Source organism: Streptomyces sp. NPDC055287 (assembly GCF_053646035.1).
The window spans coordinates 221,764-243,919 of record NZ_JBSHNE010000010.1 but is presented as its reverse complement, the minus strand read 5'-3'; the positions used below and the strand labels follow the sequence as shown (position 1 = coordinate 243,919).

At 72.1% G+C, this 22,156-nt stretch carries 22 protein-coding genes; 11 read left to right on the top strand and 11 right to left on the bottom strand.

What is annotated here, in order from left to right; genetic code table 11:
* From ACWIHY_RS18700 to ACWIHY_RS18690, 3 genes are all read right to left on the bottom strand, one after another.
* Window positions 1–264: a small hydrophobic protein gene (locus ACWIHY_RS18700; RefSeq protein WP_454376729.1), complete on the bottom strand. Its 264-nt coding sequence runs from the start codon at window positions 262–264 to the stop codon at window positions 1–3.
* A gap of 82 nt (window positions 265–346) precedes the next feature.
* Window positions 347–709 (bottom strand): peptidase inhibitor family I36 protein, encoded by a 363-nt coding sequence (locus ACWIHY_RS18695; RefSeq protein ID WP_454376767.1) that lies wholly within the window; start codon window positions 707–709, stop codon window positions 347–349.
* Between the two features lie 152 nt (window positions 710–861).
* Window positions 862–2,469, bottom strand: coding sequence for an MFS transporter (locus ACWIHY_RS18690; protein WP_454376728.1), 1,608 nt, complete (start codon window positions 2,467–2,469; stop codon window positions 862–864).
* A gap of 117 nt (window positions 2,470–2,586) precedes the next feature.
* Between ACWIHY_RS18690 and ACWIHY_RS18685 the strand changes: the two genes are divergently transcribed.
* The 7 genes from ACWIHY_RS18685 to ACWIHY_RS18655 all read left to right on the top strand — a co-directional run bounded on the left by ACWIHY_RS18685 (window position 2,587) and on the right by ACWIHY_RS18655 (window position 10,120).
* Window positions 2,587–3,279: a TetR family transcriptional regulator gene (locus tag ACWIHY_RS18685; RefSeq protein ID WP_454376727.1), complete on the top strand. Its 693-nt coding sequence runs from the start codon at window positions 2,587–2,589 to the stop codon at window positions 3,277–3,279.
* A gap of 86 nt (window positions 3,280–3,365) precedes the next feature.
* Window positions 3,366–4,577, top strand: coding sequence for an alpha/beta hydrolase (locus tag ACWIHY_RS18680; RefSeq protein ID WP_454376726.1), 1,212 nt, complete (start codon window positions 3,366–3,368; stop codon window positions 4,575–4,577).
* A 107-nt stretch (window positions 4,578–4,684) separates the two neighbouring features.
* Window positions 4,685–5,584: a DUF4429 domain-containing protein gene (locus tag ACWIHY_RS18675; protein WP_454376725.1), complete on the top strand. Its 900-nt coding sequence runs from the start codon at window positions 4,685–4,687 to the stop codon at window positions 5,582–5,584.
* A 134-nt stretch (window positions 5,585–5,718) separates the two neighbouring features.
* On the top strand, window positions 5,719–7,038 hold the full coding sequence (locus tag ACWIHY_RS18670) for a sensor histidine kinase (RefSeq protein ID WP_454376724.1): 1,320 nt from the start codon (window positions 5,719–5,721) through the stop codon (window positions 7,036–7,038).
* Window positions 7,035–7,709 carry a response regulator gene (locus ACWIHY_RS18665; RefSeq protein WP_454376723.1) on the top strand — a complete coding sequence of 225 codons (675 nt, stop codon included), beginning with the start codon at window positions 7,035–7,037 and terminating at the stop codon, window positions 7,707–7,709. The genes ACWIHY_RS18670 and ACWIHY_RS18665 overlap by 4 nt, the downstream gene beginning before the upstream one ends.
* A 198-nt stretch (window positions 7,710–7,907) precedes the next feature.
* Window positions 7,908–8,927, top strand: a complete 1,020-nt coding sequence (locus ACWIHY_RS18660; protein ID WP_454376722.1) for an alpha/beta hydrolase — start codon at window positions 7,908–7,910, stop codon at window positions 8,925–8,927.
* Window positions 8,927–10,120, top strand: coding sequence for an acyltransferase family protein (locus ACWIHY_RS18655; RefSeq protein ID WP_454376721.1), 1,194 nt, complete (start codon window positions 8,927–8,929; stop codon window positions 10,118–10,120). The genes ACWIHY_RS18660 and ACWIHY_RS18655 overlap by 1 nt, the downstream gene beginning before the upstream one ends.
* A gap of 36 nt (window positions 10,121–10,156) precedes the next feature.
* On the opposite strand, the gene ACWIHY_RS18650 is transcribed toward ACWIHY_RS18655, so the two are convergent.
* The gene (locus ACWIHY_RS18650) at window positions 10,157–11,176 is read right to left on the bottom strand and encodes an aldo/keto reductase (protein WP_454376720.1); all 1,020 of its coding nucleotides are present in this window, start codon (window positions 11,174–11,176) and stop codon (window positions 10,157–10,159) included.
* A 7-nt stretch (window positions 11,177–11,183) separates the two neighbouring features.
* On the bottom strand, window positions 11,184–11,639 hold the full coding sequence (locus tag ACWIHY_RS18645; protein ID WP_454376719.1) for a MerR family transcriptional regulator: 456 nt from the start codon (window positions 11,637–11,639) through the stop codon (window positions 11,184–11,186).
* Window positions 11,640–11,725: 86 nt separating this feature from the next.
* Between ACWIHY_RS18645 and ACWIHY_RS18640 the strand changes: the two genes are divergently transcribed.
* Window positions 11,726–12,223 (top strand): GNAT family N-acetyltransferase, encoded by a 498-nt coding sequence (locus tag ACWIHY_RS18640; RefSeq protein WP_454376718.1) that lies wholly within the window; start codon window positions 11,726–11,728, stop codon window positions 12,221–12,223.
* Between the two features lie 19 nt (window positions 12,224–12,242).
* A complete protein-coding gene (locus tag ACWIHY_RS18635) occupies window positions 12,243–13,070 on the top strand; it encodes a serine hydrolase domain-containing protein (RefSeq protein ID WP_454376717.1) in 828 nt (275 codons plus the stop codon).
* Here ACWIHY_RS18635 and ACWIHY_RS18630 read toward each other — a convergent pair.
* Genes ACWIHY_RS18630 through ACWIHY_RS18610 form a run of 5 tightly spaced genes read right to left on the bottom strand, consistent with a single transcriptional unit; the run spans window position 13,067 to window position 18,752 of the window.
* The gene (locus ACWIHY_RS18630) at window positions 13,067–13,609 is read right to left on the bottom strand and encodes a hypothetical protein (protein WP_454376716.1); all 543 of its coding nucleotides are present in this window, start codon (window positions 13,607–13,609) and stop codon (window positions 13,067–13,069) included. The genes ACWIHY_RS18635 and ACWIHY_RS18630 overlap by 4 nt on opposite strands.
* Entirely contained in the window at window positions 13,606–15,102 is a 1,497-nt protein-coding gene (locus ACWIHY_RS18625) for an ATP-binding protein (protein ID WP_454376715.1), read from the bottom strand. Before ACWIHY_RS18625 ends, ACWIHY_RS18630 begins: the two co-directional genes overlap by 4 nt.
* Entirely contained in the window at window positions 15,102–15,785 is a 684-nt protein-coding gene (locus tag ACWIHY_RS18620; RefSeq protein WP_454376714.1) for a response regulator, read from the bottom strand. The genes ACWIHY_RS18625 and ACWIHY_RS18620 overlap by 1 nt, the downstream gene beginning before the upstream one ends.
* Window positions 15,786–15,843: 58 nt before the next feature.
* Complete coding sequence (murJ, locus tag ACWIHY_RS18615) at window positions 15,844–17,553, bottom strand: murein biosynthesis integral membrane protein MurJ (RefSeq protein WP_454376713.1); 1,710 nt, start codon at window positions 17,551–17,553, stop codon at window positions 15,844–15,846.
* Entirely contained in the window at window positions 17,550–18,752 is a 1,203-nt protein-coding gene (locus ACWIHY_RS18610) for a lipid II:glycine glycyltransferase FemX (protein WP_454376712.1), read from the bottom strand. Before ACWIHY_RS18610 ends, murJ begins: the two co-directional genes overlap by 4 nt.
* 196 nt (window positions 18,753–18,948) lie before the next feature.
* Here ACWIHY_RS18610 and ACWIHY_RS18605 point away from each other — a divergent pair, with 196 nt between their 5' ends.
* Window positions 18,949–20,148 (top strand): Ig-like domain-containing protein, encoded by a 1,200-nt coding sequence (locus ACWIHY_RS18605; RefSeq protein ID WP_454376711.1) that lies wholly within the window; start codon window positions 18,949–18,951, stop codon window positions 20,146–20,148.
* A gap of 2 nt (window positions 20,149–20,150) precedes the next feature.
* On the opposite strand, the gene ACWIHY_RS18600 is transcribed toward ACWIHY_RS18605, so the two are convergent.
* The gene (locus tag ACWIHY_RS18600; RefSeq protein WP_454376710.1) at window positions 20,151–20,810 is read right to left on the bottom strand and encodes a pirin family protein; all 660 of its coding nucleotides are present in this window, start codon (window positions 20,808–20,810) and stop codon (window positions 20,151–20,153) included.
* 59 nt (window positions 20,811–20,869) lie between these two features.
* Here ACWIHY_RS18600 and ACWIHY_RS18595 point away from each other — a divergent pair, with 59 nt between their 5' ends.
* Entirely contained in the window at window positions 20,870–22,069 is a 1,200-nt protein-coding gene (locus tag ACWIHY_RS18595) for a PucR family transcriptional regulator (protein ID WP_454376709.1), read from the top strand.
* Window positions 22,070–22,156 lie beyond the last annotated feature (87 nt).

Genomic DNA, 22,156 nt, shown 5'->3' with positions numbered 1-22,156 from the left:
TCAGATCGACATTCCGTAGACGGCCGCGCCGCCTATCAGCGCGATGATCGCGAGGACGGTGATGATCAGGCCGAGTACGAAGCCGATCACGGCCGGCACATTGCCGGTGTTGAAGCGCTTGCCCATGGCGATCCAGCCGGTGATCAGCGCGACCGGGCCGAGGACAATGCCGAAGCTGAAGAAGCCGATGATGCCGCAGATGAGCGAGATCCAGCTGAGGGCGCTGGCGTTGGACGGGCTGTGTGCGCGGCTGTTGCTCGCCATGGTCACTCCCTGAGTCGTGCCCTGGAATTCGTGTGATCCGGGCTTGACCACCGATTGCCCCGCTTTCCCGCGCGCATCCCCCTCAGTTCTCCCACATCTTGAATGCCCGCACGCGGTAGGGGGATTGGGGAACCCATGTGCCTCCGCCGGGATACGTGTCGAACTCGCCCGTCTCCTCGCACTCCGCGGACTGGTACGTCGTGACGGGCCGGCCCGTCCGATTGGCGACGGACTGGGCGTCGGTGCCGGGCGGCAGCGGGACGCAGCTCTCGATGTCCGTGCCGGACAGTTCGTGGGTCTGGCGGCCGCCCGTGAAGTCCGGCTTCGCCCAGAGGCAGAGCTCGCCGGCCGAACAGTCCCCGAGGCGCGGCGGCACGGCGTGGGCGGGCTGCGGCAGCAGTGCGGTGACGGCCAGGGCCCCGGCCGCGAGGACGGTCGTACGCATCATCGGAATCAACCCCCGTGTTGTGTGCATCAGTTGGCCCCACCCTGAGCTGCGGGAACGCTGAGGCGGAAGACGCCGAGGGCTGTTCCACCCGGATAGGCGACAGCCCCGCAGGAACCGTCCGGCGGGGCTGTCGTGCACACAGGTTGACGTCAGATGTGGGCGCCGCCCGCGGCCGCGTCCGCGTTCCCGCCGCGCTTGGTCAAGGTGGCGACGAGCGCCGCCACGACCGCGACGATGCCCGCGACCGTGAAGGCGAGGTGCATCCCCGACACGAACGTGTCATGGATGACCGCACCGATCTTTTCGATCACCGGCGGTTCCAGGCCCGCCTTGGCGAGCTCCTTCGCGGGCACGGCGGCGAACTCGGCCGCCTCCTCCAGCTTGGGGTCGGCCGGAATCGGGATGCCGGCCTCCTTCCAGTTGCCCGCGAAGTCGGCGCTGACCTTCGAGGACATGATCGCGCCGAGGACCGCGGTGCCGAGCGCGCCGCCGACCTGCATGGCGGCCTGCTGGAGGCCGCCGGCGACACCGGAGAGTTCCATCGGGGCGTTGCCGACGATGACTTCGGTGGCGCCGACCATGACCGGCGCGAGGCCGAGGCCGAGGAGGCCGAACCACAGCGACATCATCAGGGTGCTGGTGCCGGCCGTGAGAGTCGTCATGCCGAACATGGCGGTCGCGGTGGCGACCATGCCGCCGACGAGCGGGACCCGCGGGCCGAACTTGGTGATGAGCACGCCCGCCAGCGGCGAGGAGACGATCATCATGCCGGTCAGCGGCAGCAGGTGCAGTCCGCTGTCGACCGGGCTCATGCCGTGGACGCCCTGGAGGAAGAACGTCACGAAGAACAGGCCGCCCATGAAGGCGATGGCCATGAGGACCATGAGGACGACACCCGCGGAGAGCGGGACGGACCGGAACATGGCGAGCGGGATGAGCGGTTCCTTGACCTTCGTCTCCCAGACCGCGAAGACCGCGAAGAAGACGATCGAAGCGCCCAGCCACGCCCAGGTGCTGGGGCTGTCCCAGCCCCACTCGCCGGCCTTGATGATGCCCCAGATGAGGGCGAACATCGCGCCGGAGAGCAGCACGATGCCGGGGATGTCGAAGGAGCGCGGGGCGTTCTCCGCGCGGTGGTCCTTGAGGATCACCAGGCCGAAGACCAACGCGACGATCCCGACGGGCACGTTGATGAAGAAGACGGACTGCCAGTTGACGTGCTCGACGAGCAGGCCGCCGACGATCGGGCCGCCCGCGGTGGAGGCGCCGATGACCATGCCCCAGATGCCGATGGCCATGTTCAGCTTCTCGGCCGGGAAGGTGGCGCGGAGCAGGCCGAGCGCTGCCGGCATGAGGAGTGCGCCGAACAGTCCCTGAAGTACGCGGAAGGCGATGACCAGAGAGATCTCGCTGGACAGGCCGATGGCCCCGGAGGCGAGAGCGAAGCCGGCGATGCCTATGAGGAAGGTCTGGCGGTGGCCGAAGCGGTCGCCGAGCTTGCCCGCGGTGATCAGGGCGACGGCGAGGGCGAGGAGGTAGCCGTTGGTGATCCACTGGACGTCGGCGAGCGAGGCGCCGAGGTCCTTCTGGATGGCGGGGTTGGCGATCGCGACGATCGTGCCGTCGAGCGCGACCATCATCACGCCGATCGCCACGGAGAAGAGCGTCAGCCAGGGGTGGCCACGGAGCCCCTTGGCCGGCGCGGGCGCGGGATCCTGCGGCGGCGGCGCCTTGTCGATGGTGGTCTGACTAGTCATACCCACCACGCTAATGTCAGTCACTGACAGTTGACAAACAAATTCACAAGCCGGTAACTGTCACGTAGCTCACAGGTATCCTGAGCTGGACAAAAGGCGGAAGAGGCGTACCCACGAATGACCGAACAGCAGGCGGCCGGCGAGGCGACCACGGGACTGCGTGAGCGCAAGAAGCAGCGCACCCGCGACGCCCTCCTGCGCGTCGCGCTCGAGCTCTTCACCACACAGGGGTACGAGCGCACGACCGTCGACGAGATCGCCGACGCCGTGGAGGTCTCCCAGCGCACCTTCTTCCGCTACTTCGCCAGCAAGGAGGAAGTCGCCTTCGCCGTCCAGGAGATGGTGGAGTCGCACTTCGTGGCCGAGCTGCTCGTACGCCCGCCGCAGGAGCGGCCGTTCGCCGCGATGCGCAACGCGGTCCTCTGCGCCTGGAACACCATCGGCGAAGCGATCGAAGCCGTCGTACCGGTCGAACTGCACATGCGCGCCTACCTGATGATCGAATCGACGCCCGCGCTGCTCGCCGCCCATCTGCGCCGCTCGACCGAGCTGGAGGAGCGCACCGCCCGGATCATCGCCGAGCGCGAGGGGCTCGACCTCGACGCCGACCCGCGGCCGCGCATCGCCGTGGCGGCGTTCACCGGAGTCATGCGGGTCACGGGGCGGCTGTGGGGGCAGGGCGAGGACGCCAGCATGGAGTCGATCCGGTCACTGACCGAGCTGTACCTGGACCACCTCGAACCGGCGCTCGCGACGGACTGGCGCGCCCCGGCGCGCACGCCGGGCATGCCGAGCGCACACGAAGCGTGACGGAGCCTCAGCCACCCCCGCCCTGAAACGTGATGTGTGTCACGGATTTCGCGGCGAGCCCCACGCTTCTCCTAGGGTGGCCAGCAGTGACTTCCTTCGACTCCTCCCCCACCCTCAACGCATGGCGCGCGCTGCTCGCTCTCGCCGTGGTGTTCGTCCTGCTGGCCACCACGGGCTGGACCGCGATACGCCACCACGAGGGCGCCTCCGACCTCCGTACTGCGTCGTTGGCCGCCTGGGCGCGTGACGGCATCGACGGCATGGCCCTGCCGGAGGCCGGATCGGCGCCCGACCGGCTCGCCCGCTTCTTCGCCGGCCTCACCGCCTCCCAGCGCGCCCGGCTCGTCGACCGCTACCCGCTGGTCGTCGGCAACCTGAACGGCGTCCCGCTCACCCTGCGCTACCGCGCCAACCACCTGGCACTCGCCCAGGCACGGGCGGTCGAGCGGGAGCGGATGCACGACAAGCGGCTCACCCCCGCCGGCCGCCAGAGCGCGGACCGCCGGATGCAACGCTTCGAGTCGCTGATGGGTGACGGGCGGCAGATCCTCGCCTTCGACCCCGTCGGCTCCGGGCGGGTCGCCGAGGTCTTCGGTGACCTCGGGCGCGCCGAGCGCGTCTCGGTCGTCGTCCCCGGCGTCGACACCAACGTGGTCAACTTCGAGCGCACGCAACGCAAGTACACCGCGCCGGTCGGCATGGCGAAGTCGCTGTACGCCGCCGAGCGCGCCGCGTCGCCCCGTACCCGCACCGCCGTCATCGCCTGGGCCGACTACACCTCGCCCGTCGGCGTCGGCATGGACGCGGCGATCGGCCGGCTCGCCAGGGACGGCTCGAAGCGGCTCGGCTCCCTCGTGCGGGCGCTGCCCGGCGACTCGAAGGTCTCGCTCTTCTGCCACAGCTACGGCTCGGTGGTGTGCGGCGTCGCCGCCCCCGCACTTCCGGCGAGGGTCTCGGACATCGCGGTCGCCGGCAGTCCGGGCATGCGGGTGGAGAGCGCGCAGGAGCTCCGCACCGGGGCGCGCGTATGGGCCACCCGGGACCACGACGACTGGATCCAGGACGTGCCGTACCTGGAGGTCGGCGGGCTCGGCCACGGTGCCGACCCGGTGACGCCGGAATTCGGGGCGCGGGTTGTCTCTGCGTCCGGTGCGGTCGGGCACACCGGCTATTTCGAGCCGGGGACAGAAAGCCTCAGCAACTTCGCCGGGATAGGCGTGGGCTCGTACTCCACGGTGAGCTGCGCGGGCGACGACGGGGCCTGCCGAAGTGGAATTTCCGGCGCCGGAGCGAACTGACGCGCGTAGAACCTCGTGGCGACCCGAGTGCGGCCGGAGCATAGCCGGAACATCGAGGACGGCACCGAGGGGCGACGCGCGGGCGCACGCCGCATACGATGAGCCGCATGGGTGATGTGCTGGCCGGAATTCATGCCACCTGGGAGTTCGAAAGCGACTCCGTGCTCATCCGCTTCGAACGGGGGATCCGCACGCCGAAGCTGTTCCAGGCGCTCGGCGAACGACGCATCCCGCACGAGGCGCTGGCGTCGGTGACTCTGACGTCGGGGAAGCGCGGGACAGTCGTTCTGCACGCGATCCCCAGACCGGGCGCCGACCCGCTGATGGAGGCCGCGGCCGGGCAGCTGCGGGACGGCTCCGACCCGTACCGGCTGGTGCTGCCCGCCGAGCGCGAGACCCTCGCGGAGTACTACGCCGACGAGCTGCGCGCGCTGCTCTCCCCCGAGGCGAAGCTGCCCGCCGAGAAGTTCCTGGTGGCCGCCCCGCAGGCGCCGCTGCACTTCAAGGCGTACGACGGCAAGGCGTCCTTCGACGGGACCCGGGTGTCCTTCCGCTGGTTCTGGACGGGGGCGTCGTCGGCGAAGTGGAAGGCGGGCGACCAGAGCTTCCACATCCAGGAGCTCAATGGCGTCGAGTGGCGCTCCCCCGACATCTTCGACGGGTACCTGCGGCTGCTGCGGCGCGACGCCGGCCCGACCACGTTCTCGCCGCCACAGTCGGCCCAGGCCGACCAGGACCCGGCGGCCGTCGTCTTCGGCCTCGGGTACGGCCCGGTGCACGAGTCCCTGCCGTTCGCCGCGGCGGTGCTCGCGGAGGCACGCACGGGAAGCATGCCGCCCTCGCTGGACGCGGCCCCGGCCGATCCGGTGCCGGTGCCCGTCGCCGCGCGGCGCGACCCCGCCGACATCGCGGAGCGGATACGCCACCTCGGCGACCTGCGCGAGGCGGGTCTGGTCACGGACGAGGAGTTCACCGCGAAGAAGGCGGAGTTGCTGGCGGAGCTGTAGGGACGGGGCGGCCCGACTCCCGCGGCCCTCGTCGGGGCCCTGCCCGCGCAGGGGGTGGTACCTGGGTATGAGGTCAGGGTTCGGACCCCGGTACGACGCCCGCCCGGCAGCCCCCGCCTACGCTGGGACGGGCCATGACCGAACCTGCCGCTCCCCCGCCCCCCACCGACGGCCTCGTCACCGCCGGGCGCCGCAACCTGCGCGTGCTCGCGCACGCCGTGACCCACCCCTCCCACGCGCCGACGCCCCTGTTCGCCGACGCGCCGAGGCGGTGGCAGCGACTGCTGCCGTACGTCGTGGTGGTCGCGCTCGTCGCCACCTTCCTTCCCGTCACGATCGCCGTCCTCACCACCGACTACGGTGTGCCCGGCGGCCTGGCCGGCGCCATTGCCGCCGCGCAGACCGTTCCGCTGCTGATGGCCGCCCACCGGCCGCTCCAGGCGTGGTGGATCATCCTGCCCGCCGATGTCGTCGGCGGGCTGTTCGCCCTGAACGGGCTCGGCTCGCAGACCCCCTGGCCGTGGACCTCGCCCGTCATCCTGGCGTACCTGTTCCTGATGCTCGCGCTGGCGCTGCGCGAGACGCGTCAGACCCTCATCGGTGTCTGGCTGGTCACCGGCGCCGCGGGTCTCGTCCTCGGCCAGTTCTTCCCCGAGGAGAGCGACGGTACGAACGTCCTCCTCGTCGTGCTGAGCGCCGTCGTCCTCGTCATAGGCGGCGCGCTGCGTGAGCGCGGCGAGGCGCAGCGGCGGCTCGTCGAGCAGGAGACCATCAGCGAGGAGGAGCGGTCCCGGCGCACGCTGCTGGAGGAACGCACCCGTATCGCCCGCGAACTGCACGACGTCGTCGCCCACCACATGTCGGTGATCACCGTGCAGGCGGACTCCGCGCCGTACCGCGTCGACGGCCTTTCGCCCCAGGCGCAGGAGGAGTTCGCCTCCATCGCCGCGAGCGCGCGGGAGTCGCTGACCGAGATGCGGCGGCTCCTGTCGGTGCTCCGCAGCGAGGACGCCACGGGCGAGCGGGCCCCGCAGCCCGGACTCGACCGGCTCCAGCAGCTCGTCGAGGCGACGGTACGGGCCGGGGTACCGGCCGAACTGTCCCTGACCGCGGGCCTCGCCGAACCCGGTCGGCTGCCGCAGACCATCGACCTGTCCGCCTACCGCATCGTTCAGGAAGCCCTGGCGAACGTCGTGCGGCACGCGCCCGGCGCCACCACGCGGGTCTCCGTCTCCTCCGACGGAATGGACCTCACCGTCCTCGTCGTCAACGGCCCTCCCGCCGGGCCGGCTTCGCCCGTGGAGGCGAGTGGGGCGGGCGGGCACGGCCTCGTCGGGATGCGTGAACGCGTACGGTTGACCGGCGGCACGCTGGACACCGGCCCGCTGCCCGACGGCGGCTTCCGGGTCGCTGCCAGGCTCCCTCTCGGCACGAAGGACCCCACCTCCCCATGACCATCCGCGTGATCATCGTCGACGACCAGGCCATGGTGCGGGCGGGGTTCGCCGCGCTGCTGTCGGCGCAGAGCGACATCGACGTGGTGGGTGAGGCGCCGGACGGGCGGCAGGGGATAGAGGTCAGCAGGACCACGCATCCGGACGTCGTGCTCATGGACGTACGGATGCCGGAGATGGACGGGCTCGCGGCGGCGCGCGAACTCCTGGACCCGCCCGTCGGGGTGGTCCACCGGCCGAAGGTCCTGATGCTCACCACGTTCGACGTGGACGACTACGTGTACGAGGCGCTGCGCGCCGGGGCGTCCGGGTTCCTGCTGAAGGACGCACCGCCGGCGGACCTGATCTCGGCGGTGCGGGTGGTGGCGGCCGGAGAGGCTCTACTGGCGCCGTCGGTGACGCGCCGCCTGATCGCGGACTTCGCGCGGCAGCGGCCCGCGCCGCGGAAGGACCCGTCGCTGCGGCTCAACGGGCTCACGCCGCGCGAGACGGAGGTCCTGGAGCTGATCGCCCGGGGGCTGTCGAACCAGGAGATCGCGGCGGCGCTGGTACTGGCGGAACAGACCGTGAAGACGCACATCGGCCGCGTCCTGGCCAAACTGGACCTGCGCGACCGCGCGCAAGCGGTGATCTTCGCGTACGAGTCGGGACTGGTCACGCCGGGGGCGTGACGGGGCCTTCCTGCCGGGCAGCCCTCACCGGGGTCGAGCCCGGGCGGCGGGAGCTGCCCGCACGGTGTCCCGGCACCCCGGACCCCCGATACCCCGGTAGCACCCCGGACTTGGCTCCCCGGTGTGACGCCCCCGCAGCCGTCGTCTTCCTACCTTCCTCTCCGCCAGACACCGGAAGAAGAAGAGGAAGAGGGCAGCATGCGCCGCTACAAGAGGACCCTGGTCGCGGTAGCCATCGCGGCAACCGCCGTCTCGGGCACCGCCGGCTGGGCTTCCGGCACCGCGCAGGAACCCGTCACCGGCCCGCCCCCCGGCACCGCCGCCTGGCAGCGCGAGGGCCTGCCCGACCCCGCCGCGACCACCCCCGCCCAGGTCGCCCACTTCTTCGCGGCGCTCAGCCCCGACCGCCGGCGGGACCTCGTCCGCCGCCACCCCACCGTCGTCGGCAACCTGGACGGCGCACCCGTGGAACTCCGTTACGCCGCCAACTCCCGTACCGCCAAGGCCCACGGCTTCGACCGCCTGGCCGGACCCGACCGCCAGATCCTCGCCCTCGACCCCCGAGGCCGTGGTCAAGTGGCCGAGGTCTACGGGGACCTGAGCACAGCTCAGCACGTCGCCGTCGTGGTCCCCGGCTCGGACATCGACGCCGGCACCTTCGACCGTACGACCGACGTCTACGGCACCCCGGCCGGCATGGCCGAGTCCCTGCGCGACGCGACCGATGGCCACCGCACGGCCGTGATCGCCTGGGCCGGCTACACCACGCCCGTCGGCGTGGGCCTGGACGCCGCCACCGGTGACCTCGCCGAGGCCGGCGCCGACCGCCTCACCCGGCTGACGGACGGGCTCGACGCCACCGGCGCCCCGGACCCGGCCCTCTTCTGCCACAGCTACGGCTCCGTCGTCTGCGGCCTGGCCGCCCCCCGCCTGGACGCCGCAGACGTCGTGGCGCTCGGCTCCCCCGGGATGCGCGCGGACAGCGTCGACGACCTGCACACGGACGCCCGTGTGTGGGCCGCCAAGGATCCGTCCGACTGGATCGGCAGGATCCCGAACATCGAGTTCGCGGGCCTCGGCCACGGCGCCGACCCCACCGACCCCGCCTTCGGCGCCCGCCGCGTACCGGCCGGTGACGCCGACGGCCACACCGGTTACTTCGCCCCCGGCACGGAGTCGCTCCGTACCTTCGCCTCGATCACCGTGGGAGAGCTGTGATGAAGGCTCTGGCAGCGAGGATCGACGCGCGCACCCCCGCCCACCGCGACCGCGCCGTCGACGGCCTGCGGGCGCTCGCTCTCCTCGCCGTCCCCACCGGCCACTGGCTGCTCGGCGGGTTCACCCTCGACGGTGACGGCGCGCTGCACAATGCCAGCCCGCTCGCCACGTTCGGCTCCTTCGCACCCGTGAGCTGGGTGCTTCAGATGCTGGGCATCTTCTTCCTGGTCGGGGGTTACGCGTCCGTCCTGTCGTACCGCCGCCACCAGGGCCCGGCGGGCGAGTGGCTGCGCTGCCGGATCGTGCGGCTCGGGCGGCCGGTGCTCGGCGTGACCGCCGTGTGGGCGGCGATGCTCCCGGTGCTGTACGCGCTGGGGGTGCCGGGTACGACGCTGCGGACCGGGGCGACGCTGGTGATCCAGCCGCTGTGGTTCGTGGGGGTGTACGTCGCGGTGACCGCCCTGACGCCGTACTGCGTCCGCGCCGCGCGCAGGATGGGCGCGTGGGCCGCCGCGCCCCTCATCGGTTCGGTCGCGGTCGTCGACTTCCTGCGGTACGGACCGTACGCCGAGGCCATGCCGTCGTGGCTGGGCCTGCTGAACCTGCTGCCGGGCTGGCTCTTCGCGTACCAACTCGGCGTCTCCTGGGGAGAGAAGCGCATCGGCAAGCGCGCCGGGGCGGTGCTGCTCATCGGCGGCGTGGTGCTGTTCGCCGCGCTGCTGATGGCGTTCCACTACCCGGCGTCCATGGTCGGCGTGCCGGGAGAGACCCGCACGAACTCGCATCCGCCGTCCTTGCTGGTGCTCGCTCTCGCGGCGGCGCAGAGCGGCGCGGCGATCCTGCTGCGCGACCGCGTCGGGAGGCTGCTGCGCAGGCCGGCGCTGTGGGCGCCGGTCGTCGTGATCAATCTGTCGGCGATGACGATTCTGTGCTGGCACCAGACGGCGATGCTCGCGGCGGCCGTCCCCGGCGCGTTCCTGGGCACGGTCACGGGGCTGACGTCGGCGCCGGATTCGCCGGGCTGGGTCGTGGCGCGGGTCGTGTGGCTGCCGGCGTTCGCAGGGCTGCTGATCCTGATCGGGCGGTACGCGCGGGGGTTCGAGGCGCCGTGGGGGAATGTGACGGCAGCCCGGCGGGCGGTGGCGGGGGTGCTCGCGGCGGGGTTCGCGGTGTTCGCGCTGGGGTTGGCGTGAGCGGGTCCGGGGCAGCGCCCCGGACCCCCGGGCTCCCTACTCCCGGCCCGCCGACGTGAACGTCATGTCGGCGTACCGGCCGCCCGCCACCCGGCTCGCGATCGGCTCCAGCAGGTCCATCTCGCTGTCGGTGAGCAGGAGCCGCGTCGCCGCCGCGTTCTCCTCGACGCGGTCGCGCTTGCGGGTTCCCGGGATCGGTACGACGGCGAGTCCGTGCACCTGCGCCTGCTGCTGCACCCAGGCGAGCGCGACCTGTCCGAGCGTGGCGTTGCGGCCCTCGGCCAGCTTGCGCACCGGGTCGAGCAGCGTGGCGTTGGCGGCGGCGTTGTCGCCGTTGTAGCGGGGCTGGCTCCTGCGGAAGTCGTCCTCGCTCAGCTCCTTCTCGGCGCTGGTGAAGGCGCCGGTGAGGAAGCCGCGGCCGAGCGGCGAGTAGGGAACCAGGGCGACGCCGAGGTCACGGGCCGCCGGTACGACGCCCGCCTCGATGTCCCGGCTGAACAGCGACCACTCGGACTGCACGGCCGCGATCGGGTGCACGGCCTGCGCGGCCCGCAGCTCGCCGCCGGTCACCTCGCTCAGCCCGAGGTGCTTGACCTTGCCCTCGCGCACGAGCTCGGCCATCACGCCGACCGACTCCTCGATGGGGACGTTCACGTCACGCCGGTGCATGTAGTAGAGGTCGATCTCGTCGACCTCCAGGCGCTGGAGGCTGCCCTCGATGCACTGGCGGATGTACGCGGCGTCGTTGCGGATGGTCCGCTTCGCCGGATCCCGGGGGTCCACTGCCAGGGCGAACTTCGTCGCGATGACGACCTCGTCCCGGTGCGCCCGGAAGAACGGCGCGAGGAACGTCTCGTTCTCGCCCGCCGCGTACGCGTCCGCCGTGTCGTAGAGCGTGATGCCCAGTTCGAGCGCGCGCTCCAGTGTGGCCCGCGCCTCGTCGGCGTCCGTGGGCCCGTACGCGAAGCTCATGCCCATGCAGCCGAGACCCTGGACACCGACTTCCGGCCCATCGGTCCCGAGCCGCACCTTTTCGATCCTGTTGTCGTGGCTCATACGGGTTTCAGGCCCTCTCCGACGCCCTCCGGGCGTCAGCGTAGTAGTCGATCTTGTAATCCAGTACGGCGAGCGTGTCGCGCAGCTCGGCGATGCGCGCCCGCACATCGCGGCGCGTCGACTCCAGCAGCTCCTGCCGCTCCTCGAAGGTGTGCTCGCCCTCCCGCAGCAGTTCGGCGTACCTGACCATGTCCGCGACCGGCATGCCGGTCAGCCGCAGCTTGCCGACGAAGGCCAGCCAGTCCAGGTCGCTGTTGCGAAAACGACGCTGGCCGGTGTGCGAACGGTCGACGTGCGGCATCAGCCCGATCCGCTCGTACCAGCGCAGGGTGTACGCCGTGAGGCCGGTGTGCGCCGCGACCTCGCTGATCGTGTAGTGGTCACGGCCTACGGGTCTCGGGTGCGGCCGGGGCCGTGCGGCGCAGGAGTCGGTGCGTGCGGGTGCGGTTTCCGTCACGGTCATGACCTCCACGCTAGGACCTTGGAGTGCACTCCAAGCAACCGTAAACCGGAAGCGGTTTCCGGATGCGCTGGCTAGCCTCCGGGATCATGAACCCCGCACTCCCGGCACGCCCCGCCCACCCAGCACGCCGTGCCCACGCCGCCGACGCCGCCGAAGTGATCCGCCTGCGTCAGGTGATGATCGACTCTGTCCACACCTCCGATACGTCCACCGACTGGCACGCCGAGTCCCTTCCGACCGTACGCAGGAAGCTCGCCGAGCAGGACGGCGACTTCGCCGCCTTCGTCGTCGACCACCCCGGCCGGCCCGGCACTCTGGCAGCCCTCGCCGCCGGAACGGTCGAGTACCGCATCGGGCGCTCCGGCAATCCTCACGGCGCGATCGGATATCTCTTCAGCGTCGCCACCGACCCCGGGCAACGCCGCCAGGGCCACTCCCGCGCGTGCGTGGAGGCGCTGCTGGACTGGTTCCGCGAGCGCGGCGCGCGGAGCGTCGACCTCAACGCGTCCGCCGAGGCGGAGCCTCTCTACGCCTCGCTGGGCTTCGTGCGCAAGCCCGACCCCTCCATGCGCCTGACCCTGTAGAGCCTTTACGCTCGTACGCATGCAGAGCCTGGCGTCGCTGATCGAGAACTGGCCGGTACCCACCGCGGCGGCCGCCGTCGTACGGGAGGACGGCGCCGTCGTGTGGTCGCACGGCCCCACCGGCCGGCCCTTCCCGCTGGCGTCGGTCACCAAGCCGCTCGCCGCGTACGCCGCGCTCGTCGCGTACGAGGAGGGGGCCGTCGAGCTCGACGAGCCGGCCGGTCCCGCCGGGTCCACGGTCCGCCATCTGCTCGCCCACACCAGCGGTCTGGCCTTCGACGAGCACCGCGTGATGGCGCCGCCCGGCGAACGCCGGCTCTACTCGAACGCGGGCTTCGAGGTCCTCGGCGACCACATCGCGAAGGCGACGGACATTCCCTTCGCCGATTACCTCGGCCAGGCGGTGCTGGAGCCGCTCGGCATGGCCGCCACCTCGCTGGACGGCTCGCCCGCCAAGGACGGCGTTTCGAGCGTCGACGACCTGGCGCGCTTCGCCGCCGAGCTCCAGGCCCCGCGCCTGCTCGACCCGCGCACGGTCGCCGAGGCCACCGCCGTCGTCCACCCGGGACTGAAGGGCGTACTGCCCGGATACGGGCACCAGAACCCGAACGACTGGGGACTCGGATTCGAGATCCGCGACTCCAAGTCCCCGCACTGGACGGGCGGTTCGTCCTCGCCGCGTACGTTCGGGCACTTCGGCCAGTCCGGTACCTTCCTGTGGGTGGACCCCGACGCGGGCCTCGCCTGCGTCGCCCTGGCGGACCGCGCCTTCGGCCCCTGGGCGGCCGGGGTCTGGCCGCCGTTCACGGACGCGGTGCTCGCCGCATTCGGCCGGAAGGCCCGCTAGTCGCAGGCGGTGGGCGGCCGGGAGCCGTCCTTCCCCGTGAGGGCGACTTTCACCAGGCCCTCCGGGTCCTCGGCGTGCGCGGTCGTACAGACCAGCTGCCGGACGGCGGCCTCGTCGAGTGAGCGTACGGCGAGTGATGTCCTGACCCGGACCGTCCCCGGTGAGCCGGTGGGACGTCCCGCTTCCCCGCCCGGGACCTCCGTGCCCCCGGCCGGGGTCACCTCGATCAGTTTCGGGTGGGCGGGCAGCCGGGTGGTGATTCCGGCCGTGTGTTCCTCGGGCGTGGGCCCCTGGAGCAGAGCGGTGAGCGTCTTGGCGGTCGCCACGCGGCCGGCCGACGGGTCGACGGGCCTGGCCACCGGGATCGGCAGCCCGTCCGGTCCGACGAAGAAGAGCAGCATTCTTTCCTGCTGGTCGGGTGCGACCCCGACGACGGCGGGGCCGCCCGCCTCGACGACATCGCTGGCCCGGATGCCGCACCCGGTGAGCAGCAGTGACCCCGCCGCCAGGGCCGCGGAAGCGGCGCGTACCCGCTTCACACCGGCACCTCGCTCGTGGTGAGCGGGATCGTGACGACGAAGACGGCGCCGCCTTCCGGGCCGTTGGTGGCCACGACCGTACCGCCGTGCAGGCGCACGTTCTCCCGGGTGATGGCGAGCCCCAGACCGCTGCCCACTGAACGCGTACGGGCCTCGTCGGCCTTGTAGAACCGGTCGAAGACGTGCGGCAGCACCTCCGGGCGGATGCCGGGGCCGCGGTCCGCCACCTCGGTGACGAGCCACCGCGTGCCGCCGCCCGCGGCCCCGTCCGCCGTGTCGGCCGGGTCCTGCGCACGCGTCTCGGTGCGCAGTGTGACCGTGACGGGCGGCCGGCCGTGCCGCAGGGCGTTGCCGACGAGGTTGGCGATCACGACGTCGAAACGCCGGGGGTCGAGCCGGGCGCGGATGCCGTCGGGCAGGTCGACGACTATGCGCTCGGGGTCCGTCCAGTGCCGGCTCATGAGCGTCCTGCGGATGGTCTCGGCGGCGTCGACCTCGTCGGTGTTCAGTTCGGCCGCGCGGGCGTCGAAGCGGGACATCTCCATCAAGTCCTCGACCAGTACGGCGAGTTTGCCCGTCTCGCTGCTGATCAGGCGGACCGCGGCCGCGGTGTCCGGGTCGAGCCCGGCGGCGTCCTCGTCGAGCAGCTCGGTGACCGCGAGCATCCCGGCGAGCGGGGTGCGCAGTTCGTGGGAGACGTCGGAGGCGAAGCGCCGGGCGCGTGCCTCGGCGCGCTGGAGTTCGTCCACGGAGCGTTCGAGTGCGGCGGTCGACTCGTTGAACGTACGGGCGAGTTCGGAGAGTTCGCCGCCGCCCTTGACGGGGATACGGGTGTCCAGCCGGCCCCGGCCGAGGCTGCGGGCCGCCAGCCGCAGGTCGCGCACCGGGCGCAGCACACTGCGCGCGGCGAGGAGCGCGGGCACCAGGGCGACCGCGAGCGCCGGCAGGGCGCCGTCCCGTGCGGCGACGACCATGGCGTCGATGTTGGCCTGTTCGTCGGTCAGCGGCATGACGGCGTAGAAGGTCAGACCGGTGGACCGTACGGTCCGGCCGCCCGTCCCGGTCTGGCTGGTCCTGAAGACGACGGGCGCGGCGATGGTCAGGTAGGGCTCGCCGTTCTTGACGACGCGCTGGAAGCTGCCGTGCGGGGTGCCCCGGGCCTCGCGGCGCAGCTCCGGGGTGATGACGGTGGAGGTGGGCCTGGTGCCGGAGGAGAGCCGGATCGATCCGTACTCGGCGTAGACCCACCAGTTGCGGGCCTGTCCCTGCCGGGCGAGCGCGCGGAGCATCCCCTGCATCTGCTCGGTGTTCGGCGGGAGGTTGAGGTTGAAGTCCTGGATCTGGTCGCGGAAGGAGGAGACTGCCGTGTCCTGCGCCTGTTCCAGGAGGGCGTTGCGCGCCTCGCGGTAAGTGAGGGCGGCGGTGGTTCCGCAGCCGACTGCGGCGACGAGGAGGAAGGCGAGGACGAGCCGCGTACGCAGCCCGGAGATCATCACAGCGGCCCGAAGCGGTAACCGAAGCCGCGCAGGGTCTGGATGTAGCGGGGGCTGCCCGGGGTGTCCTCGATCTTGTTGCGCAGCCGCCGTACGCACGCGTCGACGAGCCGCGCGTCACCGTGGTAGCTGTGCTCCCAGACGTGTTCCAGCAGCTGCTGCCTGCTGAAGACCTGCTCCGGGGCGGCGGAGAGGTGGAGCAGGAGTTTCAGCTCGGAGGGGGCGAGGGCGACGCGTTCGCCGGTCTTGGCGACGGTGAGCCCGGCCCGGTCGATGGCCAGTTCGCCGTGGAACTCGACGGCGGGCCGCCCGCCGCCCGGCTCCTCGATGCGGCGCAGCACGGCCCGGATGCGGGCCTCGATCACTTCCGTACGGGCGGGCTTGACGATGTAGTCGTCGGCGCCCGCCTCCAGACCGATGACGACGTCGAAGTCGTCGCCGCGGGCGGTGAGCATGATGATCGGCAGCTGACTGCTCTCGCGCACCCGGCGGCAGACCTGGACGCCGTTCATGCCCGGCAGCATCAGGTCGAGGAGCAGCAGATCGGGCCGGAAATCGGCGAGGGCGGCGAGCCCGGCCTCGCCGGTGGCGGCGGTCCGTACGTCGTGGCCGCGGCGGCGCAGCCCGAGTTCGACCCCTTCGCGGACGGAGGGGTCGTCTTCTATGAGGAGCACGCGTGGCATCTGTGGAGTATCCCAAGGGGTGTGGGCCGGACGGTCGTCGCTGTACCGGTGGTCGCCGTCACCGCTTCGCCGGGCGCAGGCGCCGTACCGCGCCCGAGAGCAGGGTGTCGACTTCCCGCAGGCGCAGGGGCTTCGCCAGTGCGGCGAAGACCGCGAGGATCGCGGCTCCGCCCGCCGCTGCCGCCGCCAACGCTCCCAACCCGCCCGCCCATCCGGCGGCGAGGTGGCCGACTGCCGTGGCGGGTACGGCGGCCACCAGGAGGCGGGCGTGGGCGGCGACGGCCGGTGAGCGGCCCCTCGTCCGGGCGGCGGGGAGGCGCCTGTTCAGGGTGTACGCCGTGAGCGCCCAGCCCGCGAGGAGCGCCAGGGAGTACGCCCCGGCCATGCCGGTGACCGCCCAGCGCGCCGGAAGCAGCACGTACGCGGCCGTGGACAGCCCCGCGTTGAGCGCGGCGATCACGAGGTTGAGGAGGAAGGGGGTGCGGGTGTCGCGCAGCGCGTAGAAGGCGCGGGAGAGGACGTACTGGCCCGAGAAGGCGACGAGGCCGGGCGCGAAGGCCGTCAGGATGCCCGCCATCGCCGCGATGTCGTCGGCTCCGGTCCTGCCGTACTGGAAGACGACCGCCATCAGCGGCTGGGCGAGGACGAGCAGCGCGCAGGCCGCGGGGACGACGGCGGCGGCGCTGGTGCGCAGCGCGTACGAGATGTCGCGGCGTACGGCGGTTTTGTCCCCGTCGGCCGCCGCCCCGCTCATCCGGGGCATGAGCGCGGTGATCAGCGACACCGTCACGATGCCGTGCGGCACGGCCCACAGGAGGTAGGCGTTGTTGTACGCGCTGAAGCCGGCGCCGCCGTCGATGCCGAGGTCCGCCGCTCGCTGCCCGGCCGCTGTGGCGAGCCGGGTCACGACCCAGTACGCGGCCTGGTTGGTGAGGACCAGCAGCACCAGCCATCCGGCCGCGCGCATCGGCCTGGTGAGGCCGCTGCCCCGCCAGTCGAAGCGGGGCCGCCAGCGGAAGCGGGCGGCGCGCAGGGCGGGGACGAGCGCGAGCGCCTGGACCGCGATCCCGGCCGTGGTGCCCCAGCCGAGCAGGGCCGTCCCGGCCGGCGTGAGGGCACCCCGCGAGGTGGTCGTGAGCCCGAGGAAGAGCCCGAACACCGCTATGACGACGACGTTGTTGAGGACTGGCGTCCACATCATCGCGCCGAACCGGCCGCGCGCGTTGAGGATCTGGCCGAGCAGCGTGAACAGGCCGAGGAAGAAGATCTGCGGCAGGCAGTAACGGGCGAAGGCGACCGTCATGGTGGCCTGGGCGCCCGTGTAGTCGGTGTACGCCGCGACGATGGCGGGCGCCGCGAGCACCGCGCCCGCCGTGATCACCAGCAGCGCCGTGACGCAGACGGTGAGCAGCCGGTCGGTGTAGGCGGCTCCGCCGTCCTCGTGTTCCTTGGCGGCCTTGACCAGCTCGGGCACGAAGACGGCGTTGAGGGCGCCGCCGAGGAGCAGCATGTAGACGATGGTGGGGACGGAGTTGCCCACCGCGTAGCCGTCGGCGGTCAGTCCGATCCCGAGGGCCGCGGCGACGGTGGCGGACCGTACGAACCCGGTCGCGCGGGAGACGAGGGACCCGGCGGCCATGAGGGCGCCACTGCGCAGCGGCGACGCCTTCGCAACCCCGCGGTCCGGCGGGCCCCCCGGACCGGCGCCGCTCACGGCGGCGGCACGCGTCGCCGCCCTGTGCTCCCCTGCCTCGGCCGTCGCGCTCATCGGCGGGCCAGGTACGCCTGGAAGGCGCGGTACAGCGTGTGATTGGCGGTGCCTGCCATCGGTATTTCCCATTCCCCCAGCGTTTCGACGACCTGTCCACCGGTGCCGAGCTTCCAGCGCAGCAGCCCGTGTCCGCGGTCGTCCGCATCGAGGGTGGAGGGTACCCCGCGCATGTCGTATACGTCGGCGCCGAGCGCGTGGGCGTCGCACATCATGCGCCACTGAAGGGCGTTGGAGGGGCGGACCTCGCGCCGGTGATCCGCGGAGGCACCGGTCTGGTACCAGACCCTGCGGCCCACCGTGATCATGGTGTGGGCGGCGAGGATCTCGCCCTCGTGGCGGGCGAGGTAGAGCTTCATCCGGCCGGGTTCCTCGGCGTTGAGGAGCTCGTACTGTCGCTCGTAGTACGCCAGTGACCGGCCGAGCCGGAATCCGTCGCGCTCCTCGGTGATCCGCAGCAGCCGGTAGAACTCCGGGAGTTCGGCGGCGCCCCCGACGGACACCTGGACGCCGGACTTCTCGGCCCGGCGCACATTGCGGCGCCACTCCTGGTTGAGCCCGTTCCACAGGTCGTCGGTGGTGCGCCCGGCGAGCGGGACCTGGAAGACCAGGCGCGGCTGGGCGTCCCCGTCGCCGTCGGGGCCGTCGCCCCCGCAGCGCCGCCATCCGCGCGCCCGCAGCCGCTCGGACACGGCGGTGCCGAGCGGGTCGACCTCGCAGGCGAGGACATCGAAGACGCTCCGGCCGCGCCCGGTGAGCGACTTGAGCCGGGCGGCGTTCCAGCGGCGGAAGGCGGGTGAGGGGCCGATGCGTACGGCGAAGACACCGGCCTCGCGCAGATACCTCAGCAGCGGAGTGAGCCAGCCGTCCAGGTCCGGGCCCGCCCAGTCCGCGTACGGTCCTTCGGGCAGGTAGGCGAAGTACTTCCGGGTGCCGGGGAACGGGCGGAGCAGGACCAGGGCGACTCCGGTCAGCCCGTGCGCGGTGGGGGCGCCGGGGCCCTCCGCCGCGGGTCCCCAGCCGATCAGCCGGGACTGCCAGCCCTCCTTGACGTCGCCCCAGGACGGGCACTGCAGAAAGCTGGGTCCGGGAGACCCGGCCGCGCGGGATGTGAGAGATGCGCGGAAGGTCTCGGCGGTGATCGGTCCCAGCCGCGCCTCCTGGCCGGGACCGGCCGCCGTTACGAGCAGAGCTGACACAGCGTGAGCCTCCGATTTCCGCCCCTCTCCGATGGGGCGGACAGGAGATTCACAGCCGCCCGTGACCGCGCCGCGCGGCGAATGTGACGGGACGACGACGGTTTCTCTGCAGCCGCTGTCACATGGCCGCGTACCCGGTTCCCGGCGCTTTTCGCGGCCTAGAGTCCGGGCATCCCACCCCTTTTTGGAGGCTTCCGTGAGTCATGTACGTGCGTCGCGTTCCGCTGCCGTGGCCGGCGTACTGAGCGCCGTGCTCTGCGCCTGTTCGGGCGGTGCCGGGAATGTGGCGCCCCCCGCCGACGCGAAGCCCGGCGGCGGGCGCGACCGCCCGGTGACCGTGACCGTCACCCCGGACGGCAAGGGCGTGCGGGCCGGGAAGCCGGTCGTGGTGAAAGCGAAGGGCGGCACGCTGTCGTCCGTGACCGTGGTCGACGCCGAGGGCAACCGGCTCGCCGGCCGCGCGGCGCCCGGCGGGGCGTCGTGGACCTCGGACCGCAAGGCGGTGCCCGGCACGACGTACACGGTGGAGGCCAGGACCCGTACCGGCGGCGGCCGGAAGGCCACCAGCAGGACCTCGTTCACCACGGCCGCCGCGGGCCGGGTCAACAAGCTGTCGCTGGCGCCCGGCAAGGACACCACGGTCGGCGTCGGCCAGCCGCTGTCTGTCGTCTTCGACAACCCGGTCGCCGACAGGGCCGGCGTCGAGCGACAGCTCGCGGTCACCACGTCGAACGGCACCGAGGGTTCGTGGGGCTGGGTGCGGGACCACTCCGGCAAGGACCGTGCCGACTGGCGCCCCAAGGAGTACTGGAAGCCGGGTACGAAGGTCACCCTCGACGCCCGGCTCAACGGCACCGACTCGGGACAGGGCGGCGGCTGGTTCGTCCGCGACTACCGCACCGGGTTCACCGTCGGCGGTGTGCGCCAGGTCGTCCGCGTCGACCTCGACCGCAAGCGGCTCACCCTGGAGCGGGACGGGAAGACGGTGCGGGAGATCCCGGTCTCCGGCGGCACCCCCGGCGGGGAGAAGCGGTCCTGGCGGGGCACGGCCGTACTCATGTCGAAGGAGGGCACCATCAACATGAACTCGGAGACCGTGGGCCTGCGCGACGCGTACGACAAGATGGTCGACCACTCGATGCGGCTCACCTGGTCCGGTATGTACGCGCACGCCGCTCCCTGGAACGCCCGCTACTTCGGCCGGGCCAACATGAGCTCGGGCTGCATCGGCATGAGCGACGCGGACGCGGCGTACTTCTACGGGCAGGTCCGGGTGGGCGACCCGTTCGAGATCAAGGGCGAGGACACCAAGGGCACGGTCGCCGAGGGCAACGGCTACGGCGCCTGGAACCTGTCCTGGAAGCAGTGGCGGGCCAAGAGCGCGCTCAGCGGCTGACGTCAGCCGCTCATCTCCCACAGCAGCACCTCGGCCGGGGCGGCGGCCGCCATCAGCTCCAGCCCGTCCGCCCCGGTGATCCGGGCCGCGTCACCGGGCCCCAGTGCGTACTCCCCGAGACCGAAGCGGCCCCGTACGACGTGGGCGTACACCAGCGGAGCGCCGGGGACGGCCGTCCGCTCCCCCGCGCCCGGCCGCCGCACGTGCAGCAGCGCGCCGGCCGCGGGCAGGGCGTAGGGGGTGGCGTCCGCGATACCGCGCACCACCTCGTACGCGGGTTCGCCGCCGTGGTCCTGCGGCGCCAGCCACATCTGCACGAACACCAGCGGGACGTCGCCGTCGTTGCGCTCCACGTGCCGCACCCCCGCGCCCGCGCTGAGCCGCTGCACGTCGCCGGGGCGTACGACGGTGGCGTGCCCGGCCGAGTCGCGGTGGGTGAGCTCCCCCTCGACGACCCAGGTGACGATCTCGGTGTGGCTGTGCGGGTGCTCGTCGAATCCGGCGCCGGGCTCCAGCCGCTCCTCGTTGCAGGCCAGGACCGCGCCGAAACGGAGGTGGTCCGGGTCGTAGAAGTGGCCGAAGGAGAAGGCGTGGAGGGACTCGATACCGGCGGAGGTGTCGCCGCCGCGGAAGCGGTCCGCGGAACGCCGTACAGAAATCACGAGGTCCACCGTAGCCCCCGGCCCAACGCCCCGGGGTTCCGATAAGGCAGTCTTGTCCCGTGCCCCAACCCGATCCTGAGCAGCCCGCCGCGAAAGCCGCCCACCCGCATTCCGCGACCCTGCGCCGGCTGGAGAAGTCCTCCGGCCGCCTCGCCGCGAACGCGATCGCCCGCATGGACGAGACGCTGCCGTGGTACCGGGCCATGCCACCGGAGAACCGGTCGTGGATCGGCCTGGTCGCCCAGGCCGGTATCGCCGCTTTCACCGAGTGGTTCCGGCATCCCGAGACCCCGCAGGCCATCTCCACCGACGTCTTCGGCACCGCGCCCCGTGAGCTGACCCGGGCGATCACGCTGCGCCAGACCGTCGAGATGGTGCGTACGACGATCGAGGTCATGGAGACCGCGATCGAGGAGGTCGCGGCGCCCGGCGACGAGTCGATCCTGCGCGAGGCCCTGCTCGTGTACGCCCGCGAGATCGCCTTCGCGACCGCACAGGTGTACGCCCAGGCCGCCGAGGCCCGCGGCGCCTGGGACGCCCGTCTGGAATCGCTCGTCGTGAACGCGGTGCTGTCCGGCGAGGCCGACGAGGGCGCGGTCTCCCGCGCGGCGGCGCTGGGCTGGAACTCCCCGGAGCACGTCTGCGTCGTACTCGGCACTGCGCCCGACGGCGACTCCGAGCTGACGGTCGAGGCGATCCGCCGCGCCGCCCGCCACGCCAAGCTCCAGGTGCTGACCGGCGTGCTCGGCAGCCGCCTGGTCGTCATCGCGGGCGGCAGCGACAACCCCCTTCAGGTCGCGAAGGCCCTGATCGGCCCGTACGCCGCCGGGCCCGTGGTCGCCGGGCCCGTGGTCCCCGACCTGCTGGCCGCCACGCGGTCCGCGCAGGCCGCCGCCGCCGGGCTCAAGGCGTGCCAGGCCTGGCAGGACGCCCCGCGCCCGGTCCTCGCGGACGATCTCCTGCCGGAGCGGGCGATCGCCTCGGATCCTGCCGCGCGGGATCAGCTGGTGGAGGAGATCTACAGACCGCTGGAAGAGGCGGGCTCGGCGCTGCTGGAGACACTGAGCGTGTATTTGGAGCAGGCGAGCAGTCTCGAGGGCGCGGCGCGGATGCTCTTCGTGCACCCGAACACCGTGCGATACCGCCTCCGACGTGTGACGGACGTCACCGGATGGTCACCCTCCGATGTTCGATCCGCCTTCACTCTGCGCATCGCGCTCATCCTGGGGCGTCTGGCCGACGTGGATGCCCAGTCCTAGACTTTTGTCGAACACCAACAAATCCCCCGACGGTTCTTGGTCCCTGTCCCCACGGGCCCGCAGTGCCGTCCGCAAGAGAGAGTGTGA